Genomic DNA, 21364 nt, shown 5'->3' with positions numbered 1-21364 from the left:
ACGAAGGACGAAACATCCTCGCCGAAAACCTCGGAACCTCTCTCCAGATCTACCAAAGCATCGAAAAACAAATGGGACGAGAAAAACTCAATCAACTCCTCGACCTGCTCGAAGAACTACAAGCCGTCAAAGTCTGACCCCGCCTTGTAACGGCGAGGTCAGGGAAGATTTTAAAGGCTCGCCAAACCGGTATCCAGCGCCGACAGGATCTTGGACACATCGTCTGACGTGATGATAAGTGGTGGCGACAGAATAATGTTGTTACCCGACACCCGGACCATGACACCGTCATCATATGCAGCCTTCTGCACCTGCAACGGAAGATGCTTGGCAATCGGTGCTTTGGTGCTGCGATCCGAGACCAGTTCCAGCGCACACATCAGGCCCTCACCGCCGCGCACGTCGCCGACCACTTCGTACTTGTCGGCCAGCTTTTTCAGGCCGGTAAACAGTTCATCCCCACGAGCGGCGGCGTTCTCCCACACCCGCAGGCGGTTAATTTCCGCAAGTGCTGCCAAGGCTGCTGCCGCTCCGACCGGATGGCCGGAATAGGTGTAGCCCTGATCGACGGACGCTTTGCCAGTGGTGTCGCGTTCGAACACTTCGGCAACTTGACCGGAAATCATCGCAGCGCCGAATGGGAAATACCCGTTCGTAATAGCCTTGGCCGTCGTCATAATGTCCGGCTGCACACCCCAGTGCCGGGCTCCGCTTTCGCTGCCGGTGCGGCCAAAGGCTGTGATAATTTCATCCGAGATCAAAAGAACGCCGTGTTTCGAGCAGACCTCGCGCACCAACGGCATGAAGCTCTCGTGCGGTGGAATCACACCACCAGCACCCAAAACAGGTTCCATGATGAACGCTGCAACAGTATTTGCGCCCTGGAACGCAATCTCAGCTTCCAATGCTTTGACGCAAAGCTGTGCCAAACGCTCGGGATCGGTCTCGTCGAAGGGATTGCGATAAGTCCATGGTGCCGGGATGTGGAAACATCCAGGCATCATCGGTTCGTAGGCAGCACGGAACTTCTGGTTGCCGTTGACCGACGCTGCAGCGAAATGGGTCCCGTGGTACCCCTGTTTCAAGCTTATGAATTTGGTGCGCCCGTCCTCGCCGCGTACCTTGTGGTACTGTCGTGCCAATTTCAGTGCGATTTCAACCGAATCGGAGCCGCCCGAAGTAAAGAACGCGCGGGTCAATCCATCTGGCTCGAAGAATCGGGCCAGCTCGTATGACAATTCGATCGCCTTGTCGTTGCTGGTGCCACGGAAAGTTGAATAATAGGGCAAAGCGTTCAGCTGGTCGGCAATCGCCTGCTTCACTGGCTCGCAGGAATAACCCAGATTGACGTTCCACAACCCTCCCACGGCGTCGATGGCCTTGTGGCCGCCCACATCGATGATGCTAACCCCTTCGCCGCCGACCAAAATGGTCGGCGGGTTCTTTTGGCTGTCGGCTGGGTGCGCCATCGGATGCCAAAAATAGCGGGCGTTGTTTTCCTTAAGGAAGTTGGAATCCTTCATTTCAAAATTCTCCGGGAATTTCGTCCGACCGAACACTCGGTCGAAACTCAGTTGGAAAGTTTGCAGGAGCCTGGCCACCAAAGATTGCCGTAAGCTCTTGCGAAACTTGTTTCAGGGTATTCAGTAGGGGCGGCTGCAGGTCGCCTGCGGTTCTGATTTCAGGAACCGCGAATGAAACCGTTCCAAGCGCCAGTTGATCAATTCCGAAAACCGGGGCTGCAAAGCCATGAACACCGGTTTCGAAACTTCCGTTACTATAGGACCAACCGGTTTCCTTTACTTCGACGAGACGTTCTTGAATGAGTTCAAGGTTCGTTAGCGTAGAGGCAGTAATACGGGGCAAGTCGCGATTTTTGAGGCCTTCCAAAAGTGCAGGAGGGCCAAAACAAAGCATGCACAACCCTGAGGCTGTGGCGTTGAGCGGAAGGACTTCCGTGGGGTCTAGGCTAACTCGAACGCTGTGCTGAGTTGTCTCGACCACTAGTGCCGTTTGAAGAACATCATTTTCCAGAAGAGAAAGGTGCAGGCTTTCTCCTGCTTGTTGCATCGCGGCCTGCATTTTGAGGCGCGCTGCTTTGAGGCCGGGATTTGCAATCTCGCGTAACGCGGCAAGACGCAGTGCCGCCGGGCCAACCATATAGGATTTTGTTCCCTGATTCTGCTCAATCAATCCGAACTCTTCCAGTTCACGCAGATGCCGAAGAACAGTCGCCTTATTGACACCAGATAGCCGAGCCATCTGGGTCAGCCCAATTTCGGGCCGTGCGTTGGAAAACAACTCCAACAATCTCAAAGCATTAAGAGCAGTTCCCATAAGTTACTCCTCCTCCTTAAGAGAATACTTGACACAATGTAATTAACAACGCAACAATAAACATGACTTACAGGTTCATTATATGAACCACCAATGGGAGGAGTCCATGAATAAAATTCTTACCGCTGCCGTAATGGCGATCTCTGCATCAGCTGCTTTCGCTGATTACCCAGAGAAACCTGTATCCTTCGTCGTTCCGTGGCCTCCGGGCGATCTGGAGGATGTATTGACACGTCTGATCGCAGATGAATTTCAGGAAATGTACGGCGTACCAGCAGCAGTCGTGAACAAGCCTGGCGGTGGTGGTGGTCCGTTCCCTGGTGCTGTCGAAGTCGCCACTGCTCCGGGCGATGGCTATACGGTCGGCTCTTTTGTAATAGGCGTGCCGGTGATTGGCCCCGAGATTGGCATTCCAGAGCTGAACCCCAACCCATTTGACCCAATTGGCATCTTCCTGACCTATCCGTTCGTGATAGCGTCCAGCAAAGACGCACCCTTCTCATCTTGGGAGGAGTTGGTGGAACATGGCAAAGATAACGATGTTGCACTGGGGCATTTCGGCTCTGTCCTGCCCCCCACCCAGGTGACATTCGCAGCTGCTGTCAGCAGCGGGTTTGATTTCGCCAGTGAAGCCGCATTTGATGCTCTGGACTGCAACACCCTGACTTCAGGCGACGTGGACGTGATCAACACGACACTTCAACTTATACTACCCTGCTTAGATCAGGTGAATGTTCTGGCCAGCATCGGCGGTGAGCGGATTCCCCTGGTCCCTGACACTCCGACTGTTGTCGAGCTAAATCCTGACCTGCCTTTGGCACTATGGAACGGTCTGTTCGTTCACAAAGACACCCCGGCAGAGGCGCGCGAGAAGATCGCGGCAGCCGCTCAAAAGGCTCTGAGCTCCGACAAAGCCAAGCAGCTTGCCGAGGAAACAGGTGCACTGATCTACTGGCAGGACCCGGACGCCTCCAACGCGCAGATTGAAAAAGACAAAGCCTCTTTCGCCAAAATCGAAGAGATTCTGGGCGAATAACTCAAGATTGGCCCGGCAGGATTCAAACTGCCGGGCCTATTTTAATCGGTGGGGAGGTAGAGATGATCGCGAAAACCTTACAGGACATGTTCAAACGATATCGCCGTCCTGGCGATGTAGTTTTTGCGTTCGTGTTCCTTGCGTTTGCTGTCTTTTTGTTAATGCAGCTGGACGAGCAGACACAAATCGTCAAGCGAACCAAGTGGTTTGCGCAACCCAGTCTTTGGCCAATGATAGCCCTCTGGGCCATGGTGATTTTCGGATTTCTGCACTGGCTCAGTTCAGCAATGTCACAGCGGCGTCACGGACGGTGGACCGAAGTGGCATTCTGGTTGAGGTCGTTTGAATATGTTTTCTACTTCCTCGTTTACGTAAAAGCTGTTCCCTTGCTTGGGTATCTTCCCGCGACGGTAATATTTGCCGTGTTTTTGGCAATTCGCACCGGGTTTCGCGATGCTAAGGGTATCGGTTGTGCCGCATTGTTCGGCGTTTGTGTCACGGTCATCTTCAGGGCTTTCTTGCAGGTGAAAATCCCGGCCGGCGCTCTCTATGAGTATTTACCCGACACGGTTCGCGCGTTTGCGCTGACGTATCTTTGAGGTTTCGCTGATGGATGCTCTATTATCAGGTTTTTCGATACTTGCGCAGTGGCCGGTAATCGTTGCGCTTTTGATCGGGTCAATCGGAGGCGTGATTATTGGCGCTCTGCCAGGGGTGGGAGCGCCGGTGGCAATTGCCATTCTGTTACCCGCCACTTTCGCGTTTGAACCCATCGTTGGCCTGACCCTGCTGCTAGGCATCTATGGGTCCTCGATGTATGGCGGTGCAATCCCTGCCGTCCTGATCAATACACCGGGCACTGCAGTCAATGCCTTGACCACCTATGACGGCTATCCAATGACGAAGCGCGGCCAGGGTCATCGGGCGTTGTCACTGGCCTATTCGGCGTCATTTTTTGGAGGCATCTTTTCGATAATTTGCCTTATGCTCTTGTCTCCCGTCCTAGCACTCGTTGCCCCGCATTTTGGCAGCCGTGAGATTTTCCTAGCCGCGTTGCTTGGCATCATATTGGTAATTCTCGCTCATCGCGGCCAGATCTTTGCAGCGGGCATGCTGGCGGCATTTGGTCTGTTCTTGAACACTGTCGGGCTGGAGCCGGTCAAATACACCCGTCGTTTCACGTTCGAGCAAAGCTGGCTGGCTTCTGGGGTAGACCTGATTGTTGTTGTGCTGGGGCTGTTCGCAATCAGTCAGGCATTGCTTCTGTTGCTGGAAAAAAACCATGCACCGGGTGAAGCACATGTTGGCGGAAGCATCTTTGCGGGATTAATAGAGCTGCTTGGCCTCAAGCGTATTGCAACCGTGTCATCCAGCATCGGCGTGTTCATGGGCATGGTGCCGGGCACCGGCGAGTTCACCTCGCAATTCCTGTCATACACATACGCACAAAAAACCTCTAAAAATCCAGAAGCCTTTGGCGATGGTTCGCCCGAAGGGCTGGTTGCTTCTGAATCCGCAAACAATGCTGTTCCCGGAGCGGCGATGATCCCGCTGCTGGCGCTGGGTATTCCTGGCGAGGCACTGACGGCAATGATGTTGTCAGTCTTTTACGTGCACAATGTGATACCCGGGCCGCAGCTGTTCGAAAACCAGATGGATTTCGTCATGGCCCTCTATATGGCGTTGATCCTGCTGAACGTGATCGTTCTGGTGTTTTTGCTGTTCTCGACCAACTTGCTGCTCAAGATCATTCAGATTCCAACTCGTTTTCTGGGCATCATGATCCTGATCCTGGCGTTTGTCGGCGTATACAGCCTGCGCAACTCGATCACCGACTGTGCATTGGCCGCGGCATTTGGAGTGTTCGGTCTGATCCTCAAACGGCTGGACTTGCCGATCGTTCCGATCATCCTCGGCATGGTTTTGGGCGGCATTATGGAGGTCAAGCTCCGCAGCGCCATGGCTCGGGTTAATTCACCGCTGGATTTTGTTGATAGACCGATTGCCGCCATCTTGTTCGGTATGATTGTTCTGATCCTCATTCTGCACTTTCGGGCTCTGTACTTCGAGTTCAGAAATAAGCTGCGACCAGAACCAAACGCCGAACCCGTCGATGCAGATCACCCAAATCAACAAGGTTGAGAATATCCATGGATCAGTCCCTAATCGACGCGCTGCGAATGCAGCAAGTCGCCCCGCGCGGCCACTTCATTAACGGCAATTTCACTGACGGTGAAACGGGTGTGCAGGTTGAAGTGTTGTCCCCCATCGATGGCCAACCTCTGACTAGGATCGCCGATGGCAGCGTGGCGGACATTGAAGCTGCCGTCCTGGCCGCTCGGGTTGCTTTCGAGGACGGGCGATGGTCCGGAATGGCACCGTCAGGGCGCAAGAAAGTGTTGCTGAAGCTGGCGGATCTGATCGAAGAGCGTGCGCTGGAAATCTCTGTTCTGGGAGTGCGCGACAACGGCACCGAGATCAGCATGGCCTATAAAGCCGAGGCGCTTTCGGCGGCGGCGACATTTCGGTACTATGCCGAAGCAATCGACAAGATTTATGGCCAGATCGCGCCAACCAGTCACGATATTCTTGGCCTGGTACACCATGCTCCGGTCGGCGTGGTGGGTGCAATCGTACCGTGGAATTTTCCGCTGATGATCGGCAGCTGGAAAATTGCTCCGGCCCTTGCGGCAGGCAATTCCGTAGTATTGAAACCCGCAGAAAGCGCTTCGCTCAGCCTTTTGAAGATTGCTGAACTGGCTGCTGAAGCCGGGGTTCCGGATGGCGTGTTCAACGTCGTGACAGGGCGCGGCTCGGTTGTGGGCGAGGCACTGGCACTGTCGATGGATGTAGACATTATGGTGTTCACTGGGTCAGGTGCGACGGGTCGTCGGTTGCTGGAGTATTCAGCTCGTTCCAATCTGAAGCGCTGCTACCTTGAGTTGGGCGGTAAGTCAGCCAACATCGTCTTCAACGACGCCCCGGATCTGGCCGAGGCCGCCAAAGTGTCCGCAGCGGGAATCTTCCGCAACTCCGGTCAAGTCTGCGTTGCTGGCTCTCGCCTTCTTGTTCAGGAAGATATCTACCAGGATTTCGTGGCCGAAGTCTCGCGCCATGCTGAAAACTTTCGCGTCGGCGATCCGCTGGACCTGAACAGCCAGATTGGTGCCGTTCACAGCCTGCCGGAACTTGAGGCCAATCTGGATTTTGTTGCCAAAGCCGAGGCGGAAGGGGCAGAGCGGCGCACCGGTGGTAATCGCATCCTGATGGAGAGTGGCGGCTATTATATGTCTCCGACCGTAATGGCCGGGGTAAAAGAGACGGACCACTTGTTTCAGAACGAAGTCTTTGGCCCCGTTCTGGCGGTGACCCCCTTCAAAAACGAAGAAGACGCGATCCGGTTGGCGAACGCCACCGTGTATGGCCTGGCTGGCGGTGTCTGGACATCTAACCTTGGCCGCGCCCACCGTATGGTGGCTGGTATCCGCACAGGCGTCGTGCATGTGAACACCTATGGCGGTGCTGATCTGACCGTACCGCTTGGAGGAGTGCGCCAGTCCGGCAATGGGCACGACAAGTCTTTGCACGCGCTTGAGAAATACTTCGACCTGAAAACGGCCTGGATCAAGCTCTGAATGGCGGCGGAACGAAGGAGGAGCTTATGACTATGAAAACGATCCTGCTGATCGGCACCTATGACACGAAAGAAGCCGAGATGCGTTTCATTGAAAACGCAATTCACGCACAGGGCGCTGATGTACTGACAATGGATGTCTCAGTGCTGGGTGATCCCAAGACGCCAACCGACATCTCCAAGCACGACGTCGCTTCTGCCGGTGGCATGACCATTGATGAAGTCATCGCACAGGGGGATGAAAATAAAGCTTTTCGGGTAATGTCCGCGGGTGCCGCAAAAGTGGTTGCCCAGGCCTATGCCGATGGCCGCTTTGACGGGATGCTGGCCACCGGCGGTACCATGGGCACCGATCTGGCACTGGACTGTGCACAAGCGCTGCCGATGGGTGTGCCAAAATACATTGTGTCTACGGTCAGCTTTTCTCCTCTGATCCCTCCGCATCGTCTGGCGCCGGATATTCAGATGATCCTGTGGGCCGGCGGGCTCTATGGTATGAATTCGATTTGCCAGTCTTCACTCAGCCAGGCAGCCGGGGCAGTTGTTGGCGCGACCAAGGCCGCTATTGCACCGGACCGCAGCAAGCCATTGATTGGAATGACCAGTCTTGGCTCGTCTTGTCTGCGCTACATGAAGACGTTGAAACCGGCGTTGGAGGAACGCGGTTTTGAGGTGGCGGTTTTCCACTCTACCGGCATGGGTGGCATGGCATTTGAAAAGCTGGCCGGCGAGGGCGCATTTGCCTGCGTGATGGATTTCTGCATGCAGGAATTCGGAAATTTTATGGCGGGCTCTGTCGTGTCCAGCGGCGAGGAGCGTGTAACCAGTGCAGGTCGCGAAGGCACACCGCAGATGATCGCGCCCGGAGCGTTGGACCTGTTGGATTTCGCGGGCTGGCAGGACATCCCCGACCAATATTCTGATCGTCCGTTTCACGTGCATAACCGACTGATCAAGAGTTCCGTCTTCAATGGGGATGAACGCCGCGCTTGGATCCGTGAACTGGCCAACCGAATGGAGGCCGCAACGGGACCTGTCCACTTTTTCCTGCCTGTTCAGGGGGTTGAAGCATGGGACAAAGAAGGCGAGGCGGCGCATGACCCTGATGCACTGGCAGATATGGTGGATGAGGCACGCATGGTTATACCGGGTCGTGTGCCGATGACGGAACTTGACGCTCATATCAACGACCACACGTTCAGCGAAGCGGTCCTCGTGCAATTTGATGCCTGGGTCGAGCAGGGTGTGATCAGCAAAAATCGCTGACCTTCGTCATTCCAACAAATGCATTTAACCTTCGGACGCCGTGGCGCCGCCTCGAGGGGTACCTGCGAAAATTGCACGCCATAACAGGAAAAAAATCAGCTTATTGCCGACGAGACAAAGCTGCTTGGACCCAATGTATCATCCCTCTAAGGCGACCCGGTCCATTTTGTTAGGGGTGAAGGAGTATCCTGCCAGGTATCGCGACACTGGGGAAACCAAAGACGAATGGCCATCCGGTGGGTAGTGTTGTTACACGAGCAGAATTCCTTGTTACTTTTCTTAAGTGCTATCGCTATTTCAATACGTTTGATGGCAACCCCGTTTCCTGTGCTGCAGCGATGGCGGTATTGGAAGAGATCAAAGACAGCAATTGCTGGAGAGCGCGAAAAATGTGGGATTGCATGCTCGCAAATGAATGGAAGTGCTGGCTCAGAAACGTGCCGTTATTGGAAACGCACGCGGATTCAGTCTGATCTTCGGTGCAGAAATTGCTTTAGACCGCGACGGCAAGGAACAAGGATATCGGCTTTGGCATATCTGGACGAGTAATACGAGAAAAGCGATCATTCTGATGGACACGTCTCCGGTTTGATTGGACCAGACAGTGACTATCGGAGCGGAACGCTCGAATTGATCGTGTCACTATGAACTGTTGGGTCACTATCTATGGGCTACGGTACAAAAAACGGTAACGTCCCTAGTACCTTTACACCCGCGCACCACCAAAAGGACACGCGTAAGCAGAATAGCAAAGCCAAATTGATATGCCGGGTGTGATCCAGAAAAAACAGAGCGTCACATACATCCTTCCGACACTTCACTCCTCGGTAAGGTGTTTCCTGACAGTTGGATCAATCTTGGTACTATGGGTTGAGTAGATACCACAGGCGGCAATGGCCTCACGCGCGGTTACCCGCTCGTGCAGGCGCTTCCAGATTGTTTTGGCGGCGTAGGGATGCGGGTAAGGGCGCCAAGCAACACCCATCGTCATTCCCCGCAGATACTTTAGTTGCTGGCGGTGCGCTGAATATAAGATGGTATTGGCAACGCTGCCTTCGCGCATCAACTCATGTTCGGTTATAAATATCCTGTTTCCCCGCATTGTCACCAAACCAACGTAACGGGAAATCTGGTGCATGCTTTTGTCTTGTGATGTGGCGATTTCGCGGGACCGGATTGTGAAAAGCCCATCAACTTCCTGAATACGGATTAACGAACAAAATATCTTCCCTTCCCAGGAAGGCGTGCAGAAAAACGAGTGATAGAAACCAACATAGCGCCTGAGGTTTTTGTGTTGGCCCCGAAAAGGATCCAAAAACGCGTCTGCGGGCGTTTTTCCGGATGGTGGTAAGACGTCCTTTAGCATTTGCTCAAAGTAAGCAGTTTCAGCGAACAGTTCGGCTTCTGTCAGGCCGAAATGGCGCGCGATCCGACGCATGTTGTGGGCCGAAGGCAGGCTGGAGCCATTCAGATACCGATTGAATTGCTGCCGGTTGACGCCAATATCCCGACAAATCTTTGAAATATTGCCGTGTTCTGCGCATAGCGACTTCAGGTTGGCAGAAAAATACTGGGACATGGAAGAACCCTTCGCTATTTGACGCTATTTCGCTGCAAATAGCATCACTTCGCATAAGATTGCACAATTTGTTTTTTCTGCAAATTGTTTTCTTCTTCGGCATCAGCTCGCAAAAAACAAGCTCTCGGATGCCAGTTAAAACCGTCGAAAACACATGGATCACACTCTCCGACGGGCGGAGGCTTGCTGCTCGACTCTGGTTACCCGAAACCGGTCCAGCTCCGGCCATTCTGGAATACCTGCCTTACCGCAAACGCGACGGCACAGCGCCCAGGGATGAAACAACACATAAGGTATTTGCCGAGGCTGACTATGCCTGCGTTCGGGTCGATATAGCGGGTACGGGCGACAGCGAAGGGCAATTCGACGATGAATACTCGGAACAGGAACTGAGTGATGGTGAAGAAGTCATCGCATGGATCGCAGCGCAGGATTGGTGCGACGGTCACGTTGGGATGATCGGAATATCTTGGGGTGGGTTTAATGGTTTGCAACTGGCTTTCCGGCAACCGCCTGCGTTGAAGGCCGTCGTCAGCGTCGCCTCGACCGTGGATCGCTATGCAGATGACATCCATTTCATGGGTGGTTGCCTGCTGAGCGACAACATGAACTGGGGTAGTCAGATGTTCGCTTATCTGACCAGGCCCGCAGATCCGGCCTTACGCGCAGACTGGCGAGAGGATTGGCTGATGCGGCTGCAAAACGTTCCATTTTCAGCCGCCGATTGGCTGCGTCATCAGACACGGGACACATACTGGAAGCACGGCTCGGTTTGCGAAGACTGGTCTGCTATCCAAACCCCGGTTTTGGCCATAACCGGCTGGGCAGATGCGTATGTAAATGCCCCGCCTGCTTTGGCAGCCAACCTGACATCGCCCACCAAGGCCGTCATCGGGCCATGGGAGCATCGATACGCGCATATCTCGAAAATTGATCCTGCGGATTTCCATTCCGAAGTCATCGGCTGGTTTGATCGCTGGTTGAAAGAACAGGAAAACGGTGCCGAAGATTTGCCTGCGTACCGGACATACATGCAGGAGCATTTCAACCCGACACCGAAAAACAGCCCTCGGCAAGGTCGCTGGATAGCTGAAGGTCGCTGGCCATCGCTGCACGTACATGAACAGATCTGGCATCTGGCACCGGGCAAATTTTCCCCTAGCCCAGCCCAAGGTTCCGCAGCCATTTCGTCGCCCTGCCATTTAGGCATGCAAAGCGGGTATTTTTGTGCAGGTATGCGGATCGATAACGAGCTGCCCGACGACCAGGCAAGCGACGATGCATTGTCGCTGTGCTTTGACAGCGCGCCATTGCGTGCGCCGCTGGAATTGTTGGGGCGCGCAAGACTGAAGTTTCGGTTTTCAGTAGACAAGCCTGTCGCTCAGCTTATTGCGCGCCTATGCGATGTATCGCCCGAGGGTATTTCACAGCGCATCAGCTACCGGTCGTTGAACTTATGCCATTTCCGCGATCACGAGACACCTGAATTCTTACAACCCGGCGAGGAATATGAGGCCGAGATTGCCCTAAACGAATGTGCGCATCGACTGCGTGAGGGTCATGTGTTGCGGCTGGCCCTGTCGACGTCCTACTGGCCGATCATCTGGCCATCGCCAAACCAGGCACAGGTGACATTGCATTTGCAGGATTGCGCCCTGCATTTGCCAGTGCGCGAAGTATCGCGTGAAATCCAAGCTTCCGAACCCGGTCCGGCGCCGAAGTTTCCGGTTCTTGCAGCCGATCAATTGCGGACACCTGCGTCGCATTCCGAACGTAAAGAAACAGAAGACGGCCGGATCGTGCTTGAGACGTTTGACGACTATGGTAAATCACGCGATCCCTATCACGGCCTGATTGTCGGCAGTGATGTGCGCATGCATTACGGCATTCACCCGGATGACCCAGCCACTGCTCGGTTTGAAACGGCCTGGAAATTCACATTCGAACGGGCGGAGTGGCAGGTCGCCATCTCGACCGAGTGCCGCATGAGTTGCGACACGCAGAATTTCTACCTCTACCGCAAACTTCGCGCCACCGAAGGTGCCGATGAAACCGAAGTCCTGACAAAGGAATGGTCGGAAACCATTCCACGCGGATTTCTCTGACTTAATCCTAGGGAGGATACTATGAAGATAGAATGGACAAAGGCCAATGTTGGTCGTCGCGGGTTCCTGAAAGGCGCAACCGCGCTTGGAGCGACCTCGGCGCTTCCGATGGGGTGGGCAAATCGCGTATTTGCAGCAGACGACGGTGTTCTGCGGGTACGGGCCTATGGCGATGCACAGAATATGGATCCGGCCCACTCGGTTGGTGTCGTGGAAGAAGAGGTACATGCCTCGATCTACAACAAGCTGATCCAGTATAAGCCAGGCGAGGAATGGGGCTGGCAGCTCGACGCGGCAACGATGATCGAGCAGGTTGACCCCACCCATATCAAGTTTGCATTGCGTGACGATATCGGCTTCACCAACGGCTTTGGCGCCATGACCGCCGAGGACGTCAAGTTCAGCATGGAACGGATCGTGGATGACGCGACCGACAGCCCAAACAAACCCGACCTGGGACCGTTCAGCCATGTTGAAGTGACCGGTGAACGCGAAGGGACGATTGTGTTGAACAAACCCTTCGCACCGATTTGGTCCATTTCCCTGCCTTACATCACCGGAAACATTGTTTCGAAAGCAGCGGTCGAAGCAGCCGGTGGCCGGATCGGTGCTGATCCGGTGGCAGAGTCCGGCCCATATCTGCGGGACAGCTGGTCGCCCAAGGAAAAAACGGTTCTTAAGCGCAACCCTGACTGGAAAGGCGATGCTCCGACCTGGGACACAATCGAGATCTATCCGATCGACGACGAAAACACCGCCGAGATCGCGTTTGAAGCGGGCGAACTGGACGTAACTCGCGTGTCGCTGGGTTCAGTCGAACGTTATCGCGCTGGTGTTCCCAATGGAGGATCGCTGGTTGAGAAACCCTCGCTTTACTATGTCTGGATGGGAATGAATGTTGAACATCCAAAGCTGCAAAATCAGAAGCTGCGACAGGCGATTCAACATGCCATAGATGTCCCCAGCATTCTGGAGGCTGCCTATTTTGGTGCAGCCGAACCGGCAACCGGGATCATTGCTCCGGGTTTGGCTGGGCATCGGCCGTCTTCGCTGGTGCCACCTGAGGCAAATTTCGAAAAAGCGGCGCAACTGCTTGCGGAATCGGGTGAAACCAACGTCACTCTGACCCTCGACACGCTAAACAAGACAACGTTCACGACAACTGCACAGATCATTCAGGCGACGCTGGCGCAAATCGGTATCACAGTTGAGGTGAATGTTCTGGAATCCGGTGCGTTCTGGGCGTCTGGCGACAACGAAAACCTGCAACTTGTTCTGAACCGCTATTCGATGACGCCGGACCCGTATTATGCGACGTCGTGGTTTACGCCCGAGCAAATTGGCAAGTGGAATTGGGAACGCTTTAACAGCGCAGAGTTCAACGAAATCCACGAAGCTGCGGCTGGGGAAACAGATATCGCAAAGCGGGCTGAAATGTACCAGCGTGCGCAGGACTTGATGGAAGAAAGCGGTGCCTATCGCTTCATCACACACGAGGCAACACCGGTCATTCACAGCGCAGGTGTCATTCCTGCATTGCGCCCGGATGGGCTGTCGCTGCTGCGTTACTTTGGCAAGTCGACCTGACCTCCCCAGGTCGACAGGGAGCGGCGGGCGCTGACACTCGCCGCTCCATAACCAACGCCATCCAGCCACAAGGAGCCAGTTGGCCATGCTGAACTTCGCAACCCGTCGCTTCGGGCTGTCGCTGCTCATCCTTTTCGTGGCGGTCACCGTCATGTTCCTGATGATCCGCGCTGTACCAGGCGATCCGGTCCAGATCATGCTGGGTCCGCGCGCCACACCCGAGCTTCAGGCCCAACTCACCGCCGCACTTGGTCTTGATCAACCGATCTGGAAACAGCTGCTGATCTTTTACTCGAACCTTTTGCAGGGTGACCTTGGCACCGATGTCTTCTCGGGTCGGTCTGTGACTGAGATTGTGTTTCAGCAATTGCCGTTCACTCTGGAGCTGATTTTTGCATCAATCCTGTGGTCCGCAAGTCTTGGTATCGCACTTGGCGCTTATGCGGCTGCGCATCCAAACACGATGATCGACCGGATCGCCGCCGCAATTTCCGTCAGTTTTGTTGCCGCTCCGGCCTTTGTTGTTGCGCTTTTGGCTTTGTTGGTTTTCGCCGTTAATTTGCAGTGGTTTCCCGCCATTGGGGCAGGAGAGGGGTTCTGGGACCGCCTTGACCATCTGGTTTTGCCTGCATTCGCCATAGGGCTCAGCTGGGTAGGATATATCGCACGGCTGGTACGGGCGTCGATGCTCGAGGTCATGGGTGAAAGCCATGTGCGTACCGCCCGGGCCTTTGGTATCGCGGAACGTCGCGTGGTCATGGTTTACGCATTGCGTATCGCAATTCTACCCGTGGTCACCGTGATCGGGGTCGGGATGGGCTTTCTGCTCAGCTCAGCCGTTTTTGCCGAAATCGTTTTTGCCCGACCAGGCTTGGGTAAGCTGGTCATCGACAGCATCACGACCCGAAACTATCCGATTGTGATGGGTTCGGTCCTTGTATCAACGGCACTGTTCGTTGTGTCGACCGCCTTGGCCGATCTGATCAACGCGCTACTCGATCCACGCGCACGCACGGCTCATTAAGGAGGCGGAGTGATGGTAAAATCTCGTTCCGAACTTGGCCAGATCATAGTCGGGGTTGCCCGCGACCCGCTTGGGTTAATGGGTTTGATAATCGTTGGGACCATCGTGTTCTGCGCGATATTTGCTGCCTGGATTGTGCCTTACGATCCCATTGCCATGGATATCAAATCCCGCCTGCAAGGGCCGTCCGCGGCGCATCTGTTGGGCACGGATCAGCTGGGTCGCGATACGTTTTCGCGGGTGATTGCTGGGGGGCAGGTTGCGCTTAAAGTGGCGCTGCCAGCTGTTTTCGGCGCGATGGCGATTGGCCTGACTTTGGGCATGATAGCCGGGTACGGGCCGAAATGGCTCGACAACCTGCTGATGCTGTTTTTCGATACCATCCGGTCCTTTCCGACGGTGATGTTTGCACTGGCTGTTGTGGCCCTTGTCGGGCCCAGCTTGCAGACAGTTGTATTCGTGGTCATGGCGACCTCGATCCCGACATATGGGCGCGTGGCGCGAACCCAGACCCTGACGCTTCGCAATTCCGAATTCATTCTGGCAGAGCGATCAATGGGGGCCAGCATGACGCGTATTCTGGGTGTGCACATGCTACCCAATATCATCGGGGTTCTGGCTGTCTTGGCAGCCATGGATATACCCACCGTCATCGCGCTGGAGGCCGGGCTGTCATTTTTGGGGTTGGGTGTGAAACCCCCGACACCCAGTTGGGGAGCCTTGCTCAAGGATGGCTATTCCCTGATCCGCCAAACACCGTGGCTGGTGGTGGGCGGGGGCCTGCCGATCATTCTGGCAACACTTGGATTCACTTTCCTGGGCGAAAGCCTACGTGATGTGGTCGACCCGAAATTGAGGAAACAGCGATGACCGATACACTGCTGGAAATCGACCGCCTGAGTGTTGACTACGAAACGGGCCGTGGCGACCTTAAGGCCCTGAGGAACATCACATTCAACGTCAACAAGGGTGAAATTGTTGGTATTGTCGGGGAATCCGGATGCGGCAAATCCACCCTGATCTCATCCATCCTGCGCCTGACCGCCCCCAATACGCGGTTCCGTCAAGGTGAGGTTCGTTTCAAAGGGCAGGACCTGTTGAAGGCTTCCGAGCGTCAGATGCGCGACCTGCGCGGTGCAGACATATCCATTGTCTTCCAGGATCCGATGCAAACGCACAATCCGGTTCTGACCATCGGGCAGCAGATGCTGGACATTCAGCATCGCTCAAAGCAGTCAAAGGCGGATAAATTGACCCACGCAGCCAAGATGCTGGGTGCTGTCGGCATCCCCGATCCCGAAGCGCGCCTGAAGCAGTATCCGCATGAGTTCTCAGGTGGGATGCGCCAGCGGATCGCCATAGCAATGGCGTTGATGTCCGAGCCGGACCTCTTGATCGCGGATGAGCCAACCACTGCATTGGACGCCACTCTTGAGGTACAGATCATCGAGCGCCTACAAGAATTACAGCGCGAGTTTCATTGTGCCATTCTGTTTATTTCGCACCATCTGGGCGTGATCGCGGAACTCTGCGACCGGGTGGTGGTGATGTATGCAGGAGCCGTTGTCGAAAGCGGCGATGTGCGTGAGATTTTCCACAACCCTAAACACCCCTATACACGTCGTCTGATCGAATGTGATCCCGGCCACATCAAAGAACGCGCCCGCGTTTTGCCCACCATCCCCGGTGAAGTGCCTGATCTGGCCAACCTGCCCGGGGGGTGCATCTTTCGGGACCGTTGCGATCAGGCCATGGCGCGCTGCGCGACCGATGTGCCGCCACTGGATCAACTGAAAGAAGGCCACCACGCCGCATGCTGGCTGAACCACGAGGAGGTCGCAACATGAGCTTGCTGAATGTCGTGGATCTTAAAACCAGTTATGGACCGGTCAATGTTCTGGCGGGTGTCAGCTTTACCGTAGAACCTGGCGAAACTTACGCTCTGGTTGGTGAAAGCGGATCGGGTAAGACGACGGTAATCCGCGCGATTGCGGGTCTTGCGCCTGCACAGGACGGTTCGGTCACATTCGAAGGTCGGGAAATTCGGGGCGCGCCGGAAAGCGTCATGCGCCCGCTGCGTAAAGACATGGCGATGATGTTTCAGGACCCGGTCGGTAGCCTGTCGCCCCGCCTGACAATCCGCAGCCTGATCACCGAACCCTATCGCATTCAGGGTATGAAAGATCGCGATCTGGATGCCGAGGCCAAGCGCCTATTGGAAATGGTGAACCTGCCCGCGCATTTTGCCGATCGCTATCCCTATCAGCTGTCAGGAGGTCAGGCCCGGCGCGTGGGCGTCGCGCGCGCCCTGGCGCTGGAACCCAAGCTGATCCTTGCGGATGAGCCGACTGCCGGTCTTGATGTCTCGGTTCAGGGTGAGTTGCTGAACCTGCTCAACGAACTGCGCGAAAGGCTGGGGCTGGCGATGGTCATCATCACGCACAACCTCAGCGTCGTGCGTCACGTGGCCGACAGAATGGGCATCATGTATCTGGGCCGTTTGGTCGAGGAGGGCACAACCGAAACGATCTTCAACAACCCGCGCCATCCCTACACCCGCTGCCTTCTGAGCGCCAACCCCGAGCCGGACCCGGATGCGCGATTGGAACGGATCGCCCTCAAAGGGGAGCCTCCCAGCCTGCTGAAGCGGCCATCTGGCTGTGAGTTTCGCGAGCGTTGCCCCTTTGCCAGAGACATTTGCACCCAAACCCCGGAATGGGAAGTAAAGGTCGGCCATGGGCTGCGTTGTCTGGCCCCGCTGTCGTAACTAGGAAATCCAATGCCAAGCACACTCTACTTCAACGGCACCATCCTGACTATGGATGCGCAGAACTCTTCACCAGAGGCGGTGCTGACTGACGGCAACAGAATTCAGGCAGTGGGGGCCGAGGCTGAGTTGCGCGCCCGCATGCCTTCGGATGCGCACGAGCAAGATCTGAAGGGTCGTACCCTGATGCCCGCCTTTATCGACCCACACGGGCACTTTCCCGATCCCGGCTTTGTCAAGCTGTTCCGTGTCGATCTGTCTTCGCCGCCTTTAGGGGATTGCAGAGACATGTCACAGGCGTTGGACAGGCTTCACGAAAAGGCGAGTGCAACACCCGAGGGTGAATGGGTCATGGGGGTGTCCTTTGACAATACGTCCATTCTGGAAGGTCGAATGCCCACACGGGCCGAACTGGACGGTGTGTCACAACGCCATCCAATCTGGGTCATTCATGCGTCGGGTCATAATGGCGTGGCAAATTCTCTCGCGCTGGAAAGACGCGGGATAACCCGTGAAACTCCTGATCCAGAGGGGGGCCGTTATGGCCGCGATCCGGAAGCCGGAGCGCTGACCGGATTGATGGAAGGGCTGTCGGCCATGGGTGAAATGGGCGATACTGATTTCCTGATTGACCGCGACCGGTTTTGGCGGGGTTTTGACGCCTGCCGCAGCGAATACCTGGCCCATGGTGTGACCTATGCCCAAAACGCCTGGGCATCGCAGCCCATGCTGGACCACTTCGCAAGCCTGCCTGCGGATCAGGATCCGGGAATTGACATCGAGCTTTTGCCCGTCGGAGATCTGGAGCCAGAGTTATCTTCGCGTTGGATTGGAACGAGCTGGCCGGGCAACCCGCATTTTTCGCTGGGTCCGCGCAAACTGTTTACAGACGGGGCCTTTCAGTTACAGACCGCGTATTTGTCTGCTCCATATTTCAAACCTGCCAGCCCTGATAATCCTTGTGGAATGACCTATTCCTCGCAAGAGCAGTTGGTTGCGGATGTAGAAAAGCTCCACAGTCAGGGCTTGCAGATTCACTGCCACTGTAATGGCGATGCCGGTGCCGAGATGTTCATAGATGCGGTGGAAAAGGCGCTTGTTGCACACCCGCGCCAGGATCATCGACACACCATTATCCATGGCCAGGTTCTGAGGGATGACCAATTGGAGCGTATGGCCCGGCTTGGTCTGACCGTCAGCTTCTTTCCCGCCCATGTCTTCTTTTGGGGGGATCGTCATTACGATACTTTCCTGGGACCCGAGCGAGCCGAACGGATATCGCCAGCGGCGTCAGCCGAACGGTATGGCGTGCGATACACGATCCACAACGACGCCTCGGTCACACCGACGCGTCCAATCCATCTTGCCCATTGCGCGGTGAACCGAAAATCCGCTTCTGGCCGTGTGCTTGGCGAGGATCAGAAGATCAGCGTTATTTCAGCCCTGCGGGCCCAAACCATCGAAGCCGCGTGGCAGGTGTTCAAGGAAGATCAACGCGGATCCATAGAAACGGGTAAAATTGCAGATTTTGTTGTTCTTTCGCGCAATCCACTGCACGACCCGGACCGCTTGTCAGACACTGTCGTGCTTGAAACCATCCGCTATGGCGAAAGGGTTTTTTCCGCTGTGTGTACTGAACAAGAGTTTGAGCACGCATAATGGCGACCAAGCGTATTGTGATTGCGGGGTTTCAACATGAAACCAACTGTTTCGGTGTAACGAAAGCTGGGATGCCTGAGTTTGAGATGGCGGATTCCTGGCCGGGAATGCTGCATGGTTCACAGGTTGTTCTGGAAACCGAAGGCATGAACCTTCCGATCGCGGGTTTCACCGCCGCGGCACAGGCAGCGGGATTTGATGTCATTCCCGTTTTGTGGTGCTCTGCCGAACCGTCCGCCCATGTCACCGATCATGCATTCGAAACGATCTGCGGGATGCTGTTGGACGGAATATGGGGCGCAGGCCAGATTGACGGTGTCTATCTTGATCTGCACGGAGCTATGGTCTCCGAAAGCCTTGCTGACGGTGAAGGAGAGCTTTTGCGTCGCGTTCGTGAAACTGTGGGTCCAGACGTTCCAGTGGTTGCAAGTTTGGACCTTCACGCCAACATTTCCACCGAAATGGTCGAACACTCAGATTACCTGTCGATTTTTCGCACTTACCCACATTTGGATATGGCGGAAGCGGGTGCACGATGCGTTCCAGTCTTGCGTCGCCTGCTGGCGGGTGAAACCCTATACAAAACGTTCCAACCGGTGCCTTACCTGATCCCCCTGCATGCGCAACACACGGGTTCTGCGCCGATCAGTGATATCTATCAATTGCCTGTCAGGTTTGAACAGCAAGGCATTCTGGCAGAGATCGCTCTTGGTTTTACGGCGGCGGATTTTCCTGACACCGGACCATCCTGCCTTGCTTATGCCTTGACTGCTGAAAAAGCGGCTGCCGCTGCCAAAGAGATTGTCAGCATGTTCCTGTCCCGTGAGGCCAATCTTGAATGTAAGATGTTGTCTTTGGAAGAGGCCGTTTCTACATGTCGTCAAAGGCGCGAAAAACCCATCGTTCTAGCCGATGTTCAGGACAATCCGGGCGCAGGCGGAACGTCAGATACAACGGGGCTGCTGGCCGCTTTGATTGAGGGCGGGGTAAAAAACGTTCTGATGGGTCTGTTCCATGATCCGGAAAGTGCCATTCAGGCCCATGCGGCAGGGGAGGGCGCACGGATCATTTTGGCTATCGGCGCAAAGTCGAACCTGGCCGGACATGTTCCATTCAGGGCAGAGTTTGAAGTGCTTTCCTTAAGTGATGGCACATGCCGCTATACCGGTGAAATGTATGGCGGCGGAACAGCTACGCTTGGCAAGACAGCTGCGCTTCGCTTGGTTGGACACGACGCCGAGATCGACCTTGTCGTCACAAGCATACGAAACCAATGCCTGGATCGCGCACATTTCACACATATCGGGTTAAACCCTCTGAGTTATTCGGTGATCTGCGTCAAAAGCACAGCGCATTTCCGGGCGGATTTCGAACCAATTGCAAGCCATGTATATGCGGTCGCTGCGCCTGGGGTTTTCCTCTGCGACCTTGGAAAGGTCCCTTATTCTTGTATCAACAGAAGGTTGGCCAACTGTCGCCATACCTCCTTTGACGTGACGTGAAACGAAAGTTTGTTGACGTGCGATACGCCCCAATGGATTCAAATATCTCAACCCCGAAGAGTCAGCCTTGAGCCGTCCACATAAACCTGACCCCAATTGGATCTTGAATACGATTCCCTGAGGCCAGTCGGCCAAAATGCATCTTCATACACCAGTTGACCCACGTCTCTCTCAGAGCTTGTTACAACGCAAAGGCAACTTGCACATCACTGAATCGTTTCTTCGGCATAGATACACTTCTCTCGCACCAGAAATGTATCCGAGGCAATCGCAGCGCGATCAGCATCTCCTACTGAGCGGGGTCAACATTACCAAAAGAAGCTGTCATCCTCCAGCAAGGATGCAATTGTCAGGTTGGCATCCTCTTCTGACACATTGTCTGTGGCTTCTTGCCACACAGCTTCCAGGATGGTTGTCGAAGGCCCGTAAATGTTGTTTTTCACGCAAGAGACAACCAATCCATAGATATCTTCCTCATTCTGGAAGGTGGGCAAGTCTGGCACGAATTCCAGATAGTCGACATCTTCGTCCCATTCGGAGGCACCGGACTCCTCGGCCACCGTCACGGTATTGTTTTCCGGTGCCAACAAAGCGCTCAGTTTTGGTTGAGCAGGACCGATGGTCCCATTTCCATCAATATCGTGACTGTAGAAGGTTTCGACATCCACAACATTGGCGATGCTAACACCGCCTTGGTATTGCCCCGAAGCATCCGTGGTCCATTCAGCATATGACCCGTTCGCATTTTGCCACAGCACCTTGTAGCCACCGCCCGAAGCTTCGGCCTGAAGCGCCTGCCAGCCCGGCAGGCTGTCTGGCCCAATTGCATTACCATTATACGACAAGCCGATGGTACCGTTGATCAGAT

Annotated in this window: 19 protein-coding genes; 15 read left to right on the top strand and 4 right to left on the bottom strand. The window is 55.0% G+C overall.

The window, feature by feature from the left end; translation table 11 throughout:
* Positions 1 to 170: 170 nt before the first annotated feature.
* Positions 171 to 1523 (bottom strand): aminotransferase class III-fold pyridoxal phosphate-dependent enzyme, encoded by a 1353-nt coding sequence (locus ACR0J7_RS20120; RefSeq protein WP_480912291.1) that lies wholly within the window; start codon positions 1521 to 1523, stop codon positions 171 to 173.
* 1 nt (position 1524) lies between these two features.
* Positions 1525 to 2337, bottom strand: a complete 813-nt coding sequence (locus tag ACR0J7_RS20115) for an IclR family transcriptional regulator (protein ID WP_480912294.1) — start codon at positions 2335 to 2337, stop codon at positions 1525 to 1527.
* A 106-nt stretch (positions 2338 to 2443) separates the two neighbouring features.
* Between ACR0J7_RS20115 and ACR0J7_RS20110 the strand changes: the two genes are divergently transcribed.
* The 7 genes from ACR0J7_RS20110 to ACR0J7_RS20080 all read left to right on the top strand — a co-directional run bounded on the left by ACR0J7_RS20110 (position 2444) and on the right by ACR0J7_RS20080 (position 8865).
* A complete protein-coding gene (locus ACR0J7_RS20110) occupies positions 2444 to 3373 on the top strand; it encodes a tripartite tricarboxylate transporter substrate binding protein (protein WP_480915446.1) in 930 nt (309 codons plus the stop codon).
* A gap of 62 nt (positions 3374 to 3435) precedes the next feature.
* A complete protein-coding gene (locus ACR0J7_RS20105; protein WP_480484908.1) occupies positions 3436 to 3972 on the top strand; it encodes a tripartite tricarboxylate transporter TctB family protein in 537 nt (178 codons plus the stop codon).
* 10 nt (positions 3973 to 3982) lie between these two features.
* Positions 3983 to 5515, top strand: a complete 1533-nt coding sequence (locus tag ACR0J7_RS20100; RefSeq protein ID WP_480489336.1) for a tripartite tricarboxylate transporter permease — start codon at positions 3983 to 3985, stop codon at positions 5513 to 5515.
* Positions 5516 to 5523: 8 nt separating this feature from the next.
* On the top strand, positions 5524 to 7008 hold the full coding sequence (locus ACR0J7_RS20095) for an aldehyde dehydrogenase (RefSeq protein WP_480901117.1): 1485 nt from the start codon (positions 5524 to 5526) through the stop codon (positions 7006 to 7008).
* A 26-nt stretch (positions 7009 to 7034) separates the two neighbouring features.
* Positions 7035 to 8273 (top strand): Tm-1-like ATP-binding domain-containing protein, encoded by a 1239-nt coding sequence (locus ACR0J7_RS20090; protein WP_480833196.1) that lies wholly within the window; start codon positions 7035 to 7037, stop codon positions 8271 to 8273.
* Between the two features lie 236 nt (positions 8274 to 8509).
* Complete coding sequence (locus tag ACR0J7_RS20085) at positions 8510 to 8746, top strand: hypothetical protein (RefSeq protein ID WP_480901116.1); 237 nt, start codon at positions 8510 to 8512, stop codon at positions 8744 to 8746.
* Positions 8689 to 8865, top strand: coding sequence for a hypothetical protein (locus ACR0J7_RS20080; protein WP_480901120.1), 177 nt, complete (start codon positions 8689 to 8691; stop codon positions 8863 to 8865). The genes ACR0J7_RS20085 and ACR0J7_RS20080 overlap by 58 nt, the downstream gene beginning before the upstream one ends.
* Before the next feature lie 225 nt (positions 8866 to 9090).
* Here the strand turns inward: ACR0J7_RS20080 and ACR0J7_RS20075 are convergent, their stop codons facing one another.
* Positions 9091 to 9852: a helix-turn-helix transcriptional regulator gene (locus ACR0J7_RS20075; RefSeq protein WP_480484904.1), complete on the bottom strand. Its 762-nt coding sequence runs from the start codon at positions 9850 to 9852 to the stop codon at positions 9091 to 9093.
* Positions 9853 to 9980: 128 nt separating this feature from the next.
* Here ACR0J7_RS20075 and ACR0J7_RS20070 point away from each other — a divergent pair, with 128 nt between their 5' ends.
* The 8 genes from ACR0J7_RS20070 (at position 9981) to ACR0J7_RS20035 (ending at position 20496) form a co-directional block, all read left to right on the top strand.
* Positions 9981 to 11957, top strand: a complete 1977-nt coding sequence (locus ACR0J7_RS20070; RefSeq protein WP_480915444.1) for a CocE/NonD family hydrolase — start codon at positions 9981 to 9983, stop codon at positions 11955 to 11957.
* A 21-nt stretch (positions 11958 to 11978) separates the two neighbouring features.
* Positions 11979 to 13544, top strand: coding sequence for an ABC transporter substrate-binding protein (locus ACR0J7_RS20065; RefSeq protein ID WP_480912309.1), 1566 nt, complete (start codon positions 11979 to 11981; stop codon positions 13542 to 13544).
* An 85-nt stretch (positions 13545 to 13629) separates the two neighbouring features.
* A complete protein-coding gene (locus ACR0J7_RS20060) occupies positions 13630 to 14568 on the top strand; it encodes an ABC transporter permease (RefSeq protein WP_480484901.1) in 939 nt (312 codons plus the stop codon).
* Positions 14569 to 14580: 12 nt separating this feature from the next.
* On the top strand, positions 14581 to 15438 hold the full coding sequence (locus tag ACR0J7_RS20055; protein WP_480484900.1) for an ABC transporter permease: 858 nt from the start codon (positions 14581 to 14583) through the stop codon (positions 15436 to 15438).
* The gene (locus ACR0J7_RS20050) at positions 15435 to 16415 is read left to right on the top strand and encodes an ABC transporter ATP-binding protein (RefSeq protein ID WP_480484899.1); all 981 of its coding nucleotides are present in this window, start codon (positions 15435 to 15437) and stop codon (positions 16413 to 16415) included. Before ACR0J7_RS20055 ends, ACR0J7_RS20050 begins: the two co-directional genes overlap by 4 nt.
* Complete coding sequence (locus tag ACR0J7_RS20045) at positions 16412 to 17335, top strand: oligopeptide/dipeptide ABC transporter ATP-binding protein (protein ID WP_480915443.1); 924 nt, start codon at positions 16412 to 16414, stop codon at positions 17333 to 17335. The genes ACR0J7_RS20050 and ACR0J7_RS20045 overlap by 4 nt, the downstream gene beginning before the upstream one ends.
* Positions 17336 to 17347: 12 nt before the next feature.
* Positions 17348 to 18994 (top strand): amidohydrolase, encoded by a 1647-nt coding sequence (locus tag ACR0J7_RS20040; protein ID WP_480915441.1) that lies wholly within the window; start codon positions 17348 to 17350, stop codon positions 18992 to 18994.
* Positions 18994 to 20496 (top strand): M81 family metallopeptidase, encoded by a 1503-nt coding sequence (locus ACR0J7_RS20035; protein WP_480773690.1) that lies wholly within the window; start codon positions 18994 to 18996, stop codon positions 20494 to 20496. Before ACR0J7_RS20040 ends, ACR0J7_RS20035 begins: the two co-directional genes overlap by 1 nt.
* A gap of 308 nt (positions 20497 to 20804) precedes the next feature.
* Here the strand turns inward: ACR0J7_RS20035 and ACR0J7_RS20030 are convergent.
* The coding region (locus ACR0J7_RS20030; RefSeq protein WP_480915438.1) for a hypothetical protein at positions 20805 to 21364 on the bottom strand (560 nt) is incomplete at its 5' end.

Source organism: Ruegeria sp. O4 (genome assembly GCF_056535125.1).
This window is presented reverse-complemented; position numbering and strand designations above follow the sequence as displayed.

Excerpts from the sequence above, each read along its gene's own strand:
- ACR0J7_RS20120 (WP_480912291.1), bottom strand. The coding sequence starts at position 1,523 with ATGAAGGATTCCAACTTCCTTAAGGAAAACAACGCCCGCTATTTTTGG.
- ACR0J7_RS20115 (WP_480912294.1), bottom strand. The coding sequence starts at position 2,337 with ATGGGAACTGCTCTTAATGCTTTGAGATTGTTGGAGTTGTTTTCCAAC.
- ACR0J7_RS20110 (WP_480915446.1), top strand. The coding sequence starts at position 2,444 with ATGAATAAAATTCTTACCGCTGCCGTAATGGCGATCTCTGCATCAGCT.
- ACR0J7_RS20105 (WP_480484908.1), top strand. The coding sequence starts at position 3,436 with ATGATCGCGAAAACCTTACAGGACATGTTCAAACGATATCGCCGTCCT.
- ACR0J7_RS20100 (WP_480489336.1), top strand. The coding sequence starts at position 3,983 with ATGGATGCTCTATTATCAGGTTTTTCGATACTTGCGCAGTGGCCGGTA.
- ACR0J7_RS20095 (WP_480901117.1), top strand. The coding sequence starts at position 5,524 with ATGGATCAGTCCCTAATCGACGCGCTGCGAATGCAGCAAGTCGCCCCG.
- ACR0J7_RS20090 (WP_480833196.1), top strand. The coding sequence starts at position 7,035 with ATGACTATGAAAACGATCCTGCTGATCGGCACCTATGACACGAAAGAA.
- ACR0J7_RS20080 (WP_480901120.1), top strand. The coding sequence starts at position 8,689 with ATGGAAGTGCTGGCTCAGAAACGTGCCGTTATTGGAAACGCACGCGGA.
- ACR0J7_RS20075 (WP_480484904.1), bottom strand. The coding sequence starts at position 9,852 with ATGTCCCAGTATTTTTCTGCCAACCTGAAGTCGCTATGCGCAGAACAC.
- ACR0J7_RS20070 (WP_480915444.1), top strand. The coding sequence starts at position 9,981 with ATGCCAGTTAAAACCGTCGAAAACACATGGATCACACTCTCCGACGGG.
- ACR0J7_RS20065 (WP_480912309.1), top strand. The coding sequence starts at position 11,979 with ATGAAGATAGAATGGACAAAGGCCAATGTTGGTCGTCGCGGGTTCCTG.
- ACR0J7_RS20060 (WP_480484901.1), top strand. The coding sequence starts at position 13,630 with ATGCTGAACTTCGCAACCCGTCGCTTCGGGCTGTCGCTGCTCATCCTT.
- ACR0J7_RS20055 (WP_480484900.1), top strand. The coding sequence starts at position 14,581 with ATGGTAAAATCTCGTTCCGAACTTGGCCAGATCATAGTCGGGGTTGCC.
- ACR0J7_RS20050 (WP_480484899.1), top strand. The coding sequence starts at position 15,435 with ATGACCGATACACTGCTGGAAATCGACCGCCTGAGTGTTGACTACGAA.
- ACR0J7_RS20045 (WP_480915443.1), top strand. The coding sequence starts at position 16,412 with ATGAGCTTGCTGAATGTCGTGGATCTTAAAACCAGTTATGGACCGGTC.
- ACR0J7_RS20040 (WP_480915441.1), top strand. The coding sequence starts at position 17,348 with ATGCCAAGCACACTCTACTTCAACGGCACCATCCTGACTATGGATGCG.
- ACR0J7_RS20035 (WP_480773690.1), top strand. The coding sequence starts at position 18,994 with ATGGCGACCAAGCGTATTGTGATTGCGGGGTTTCAACATGAAACCAAC.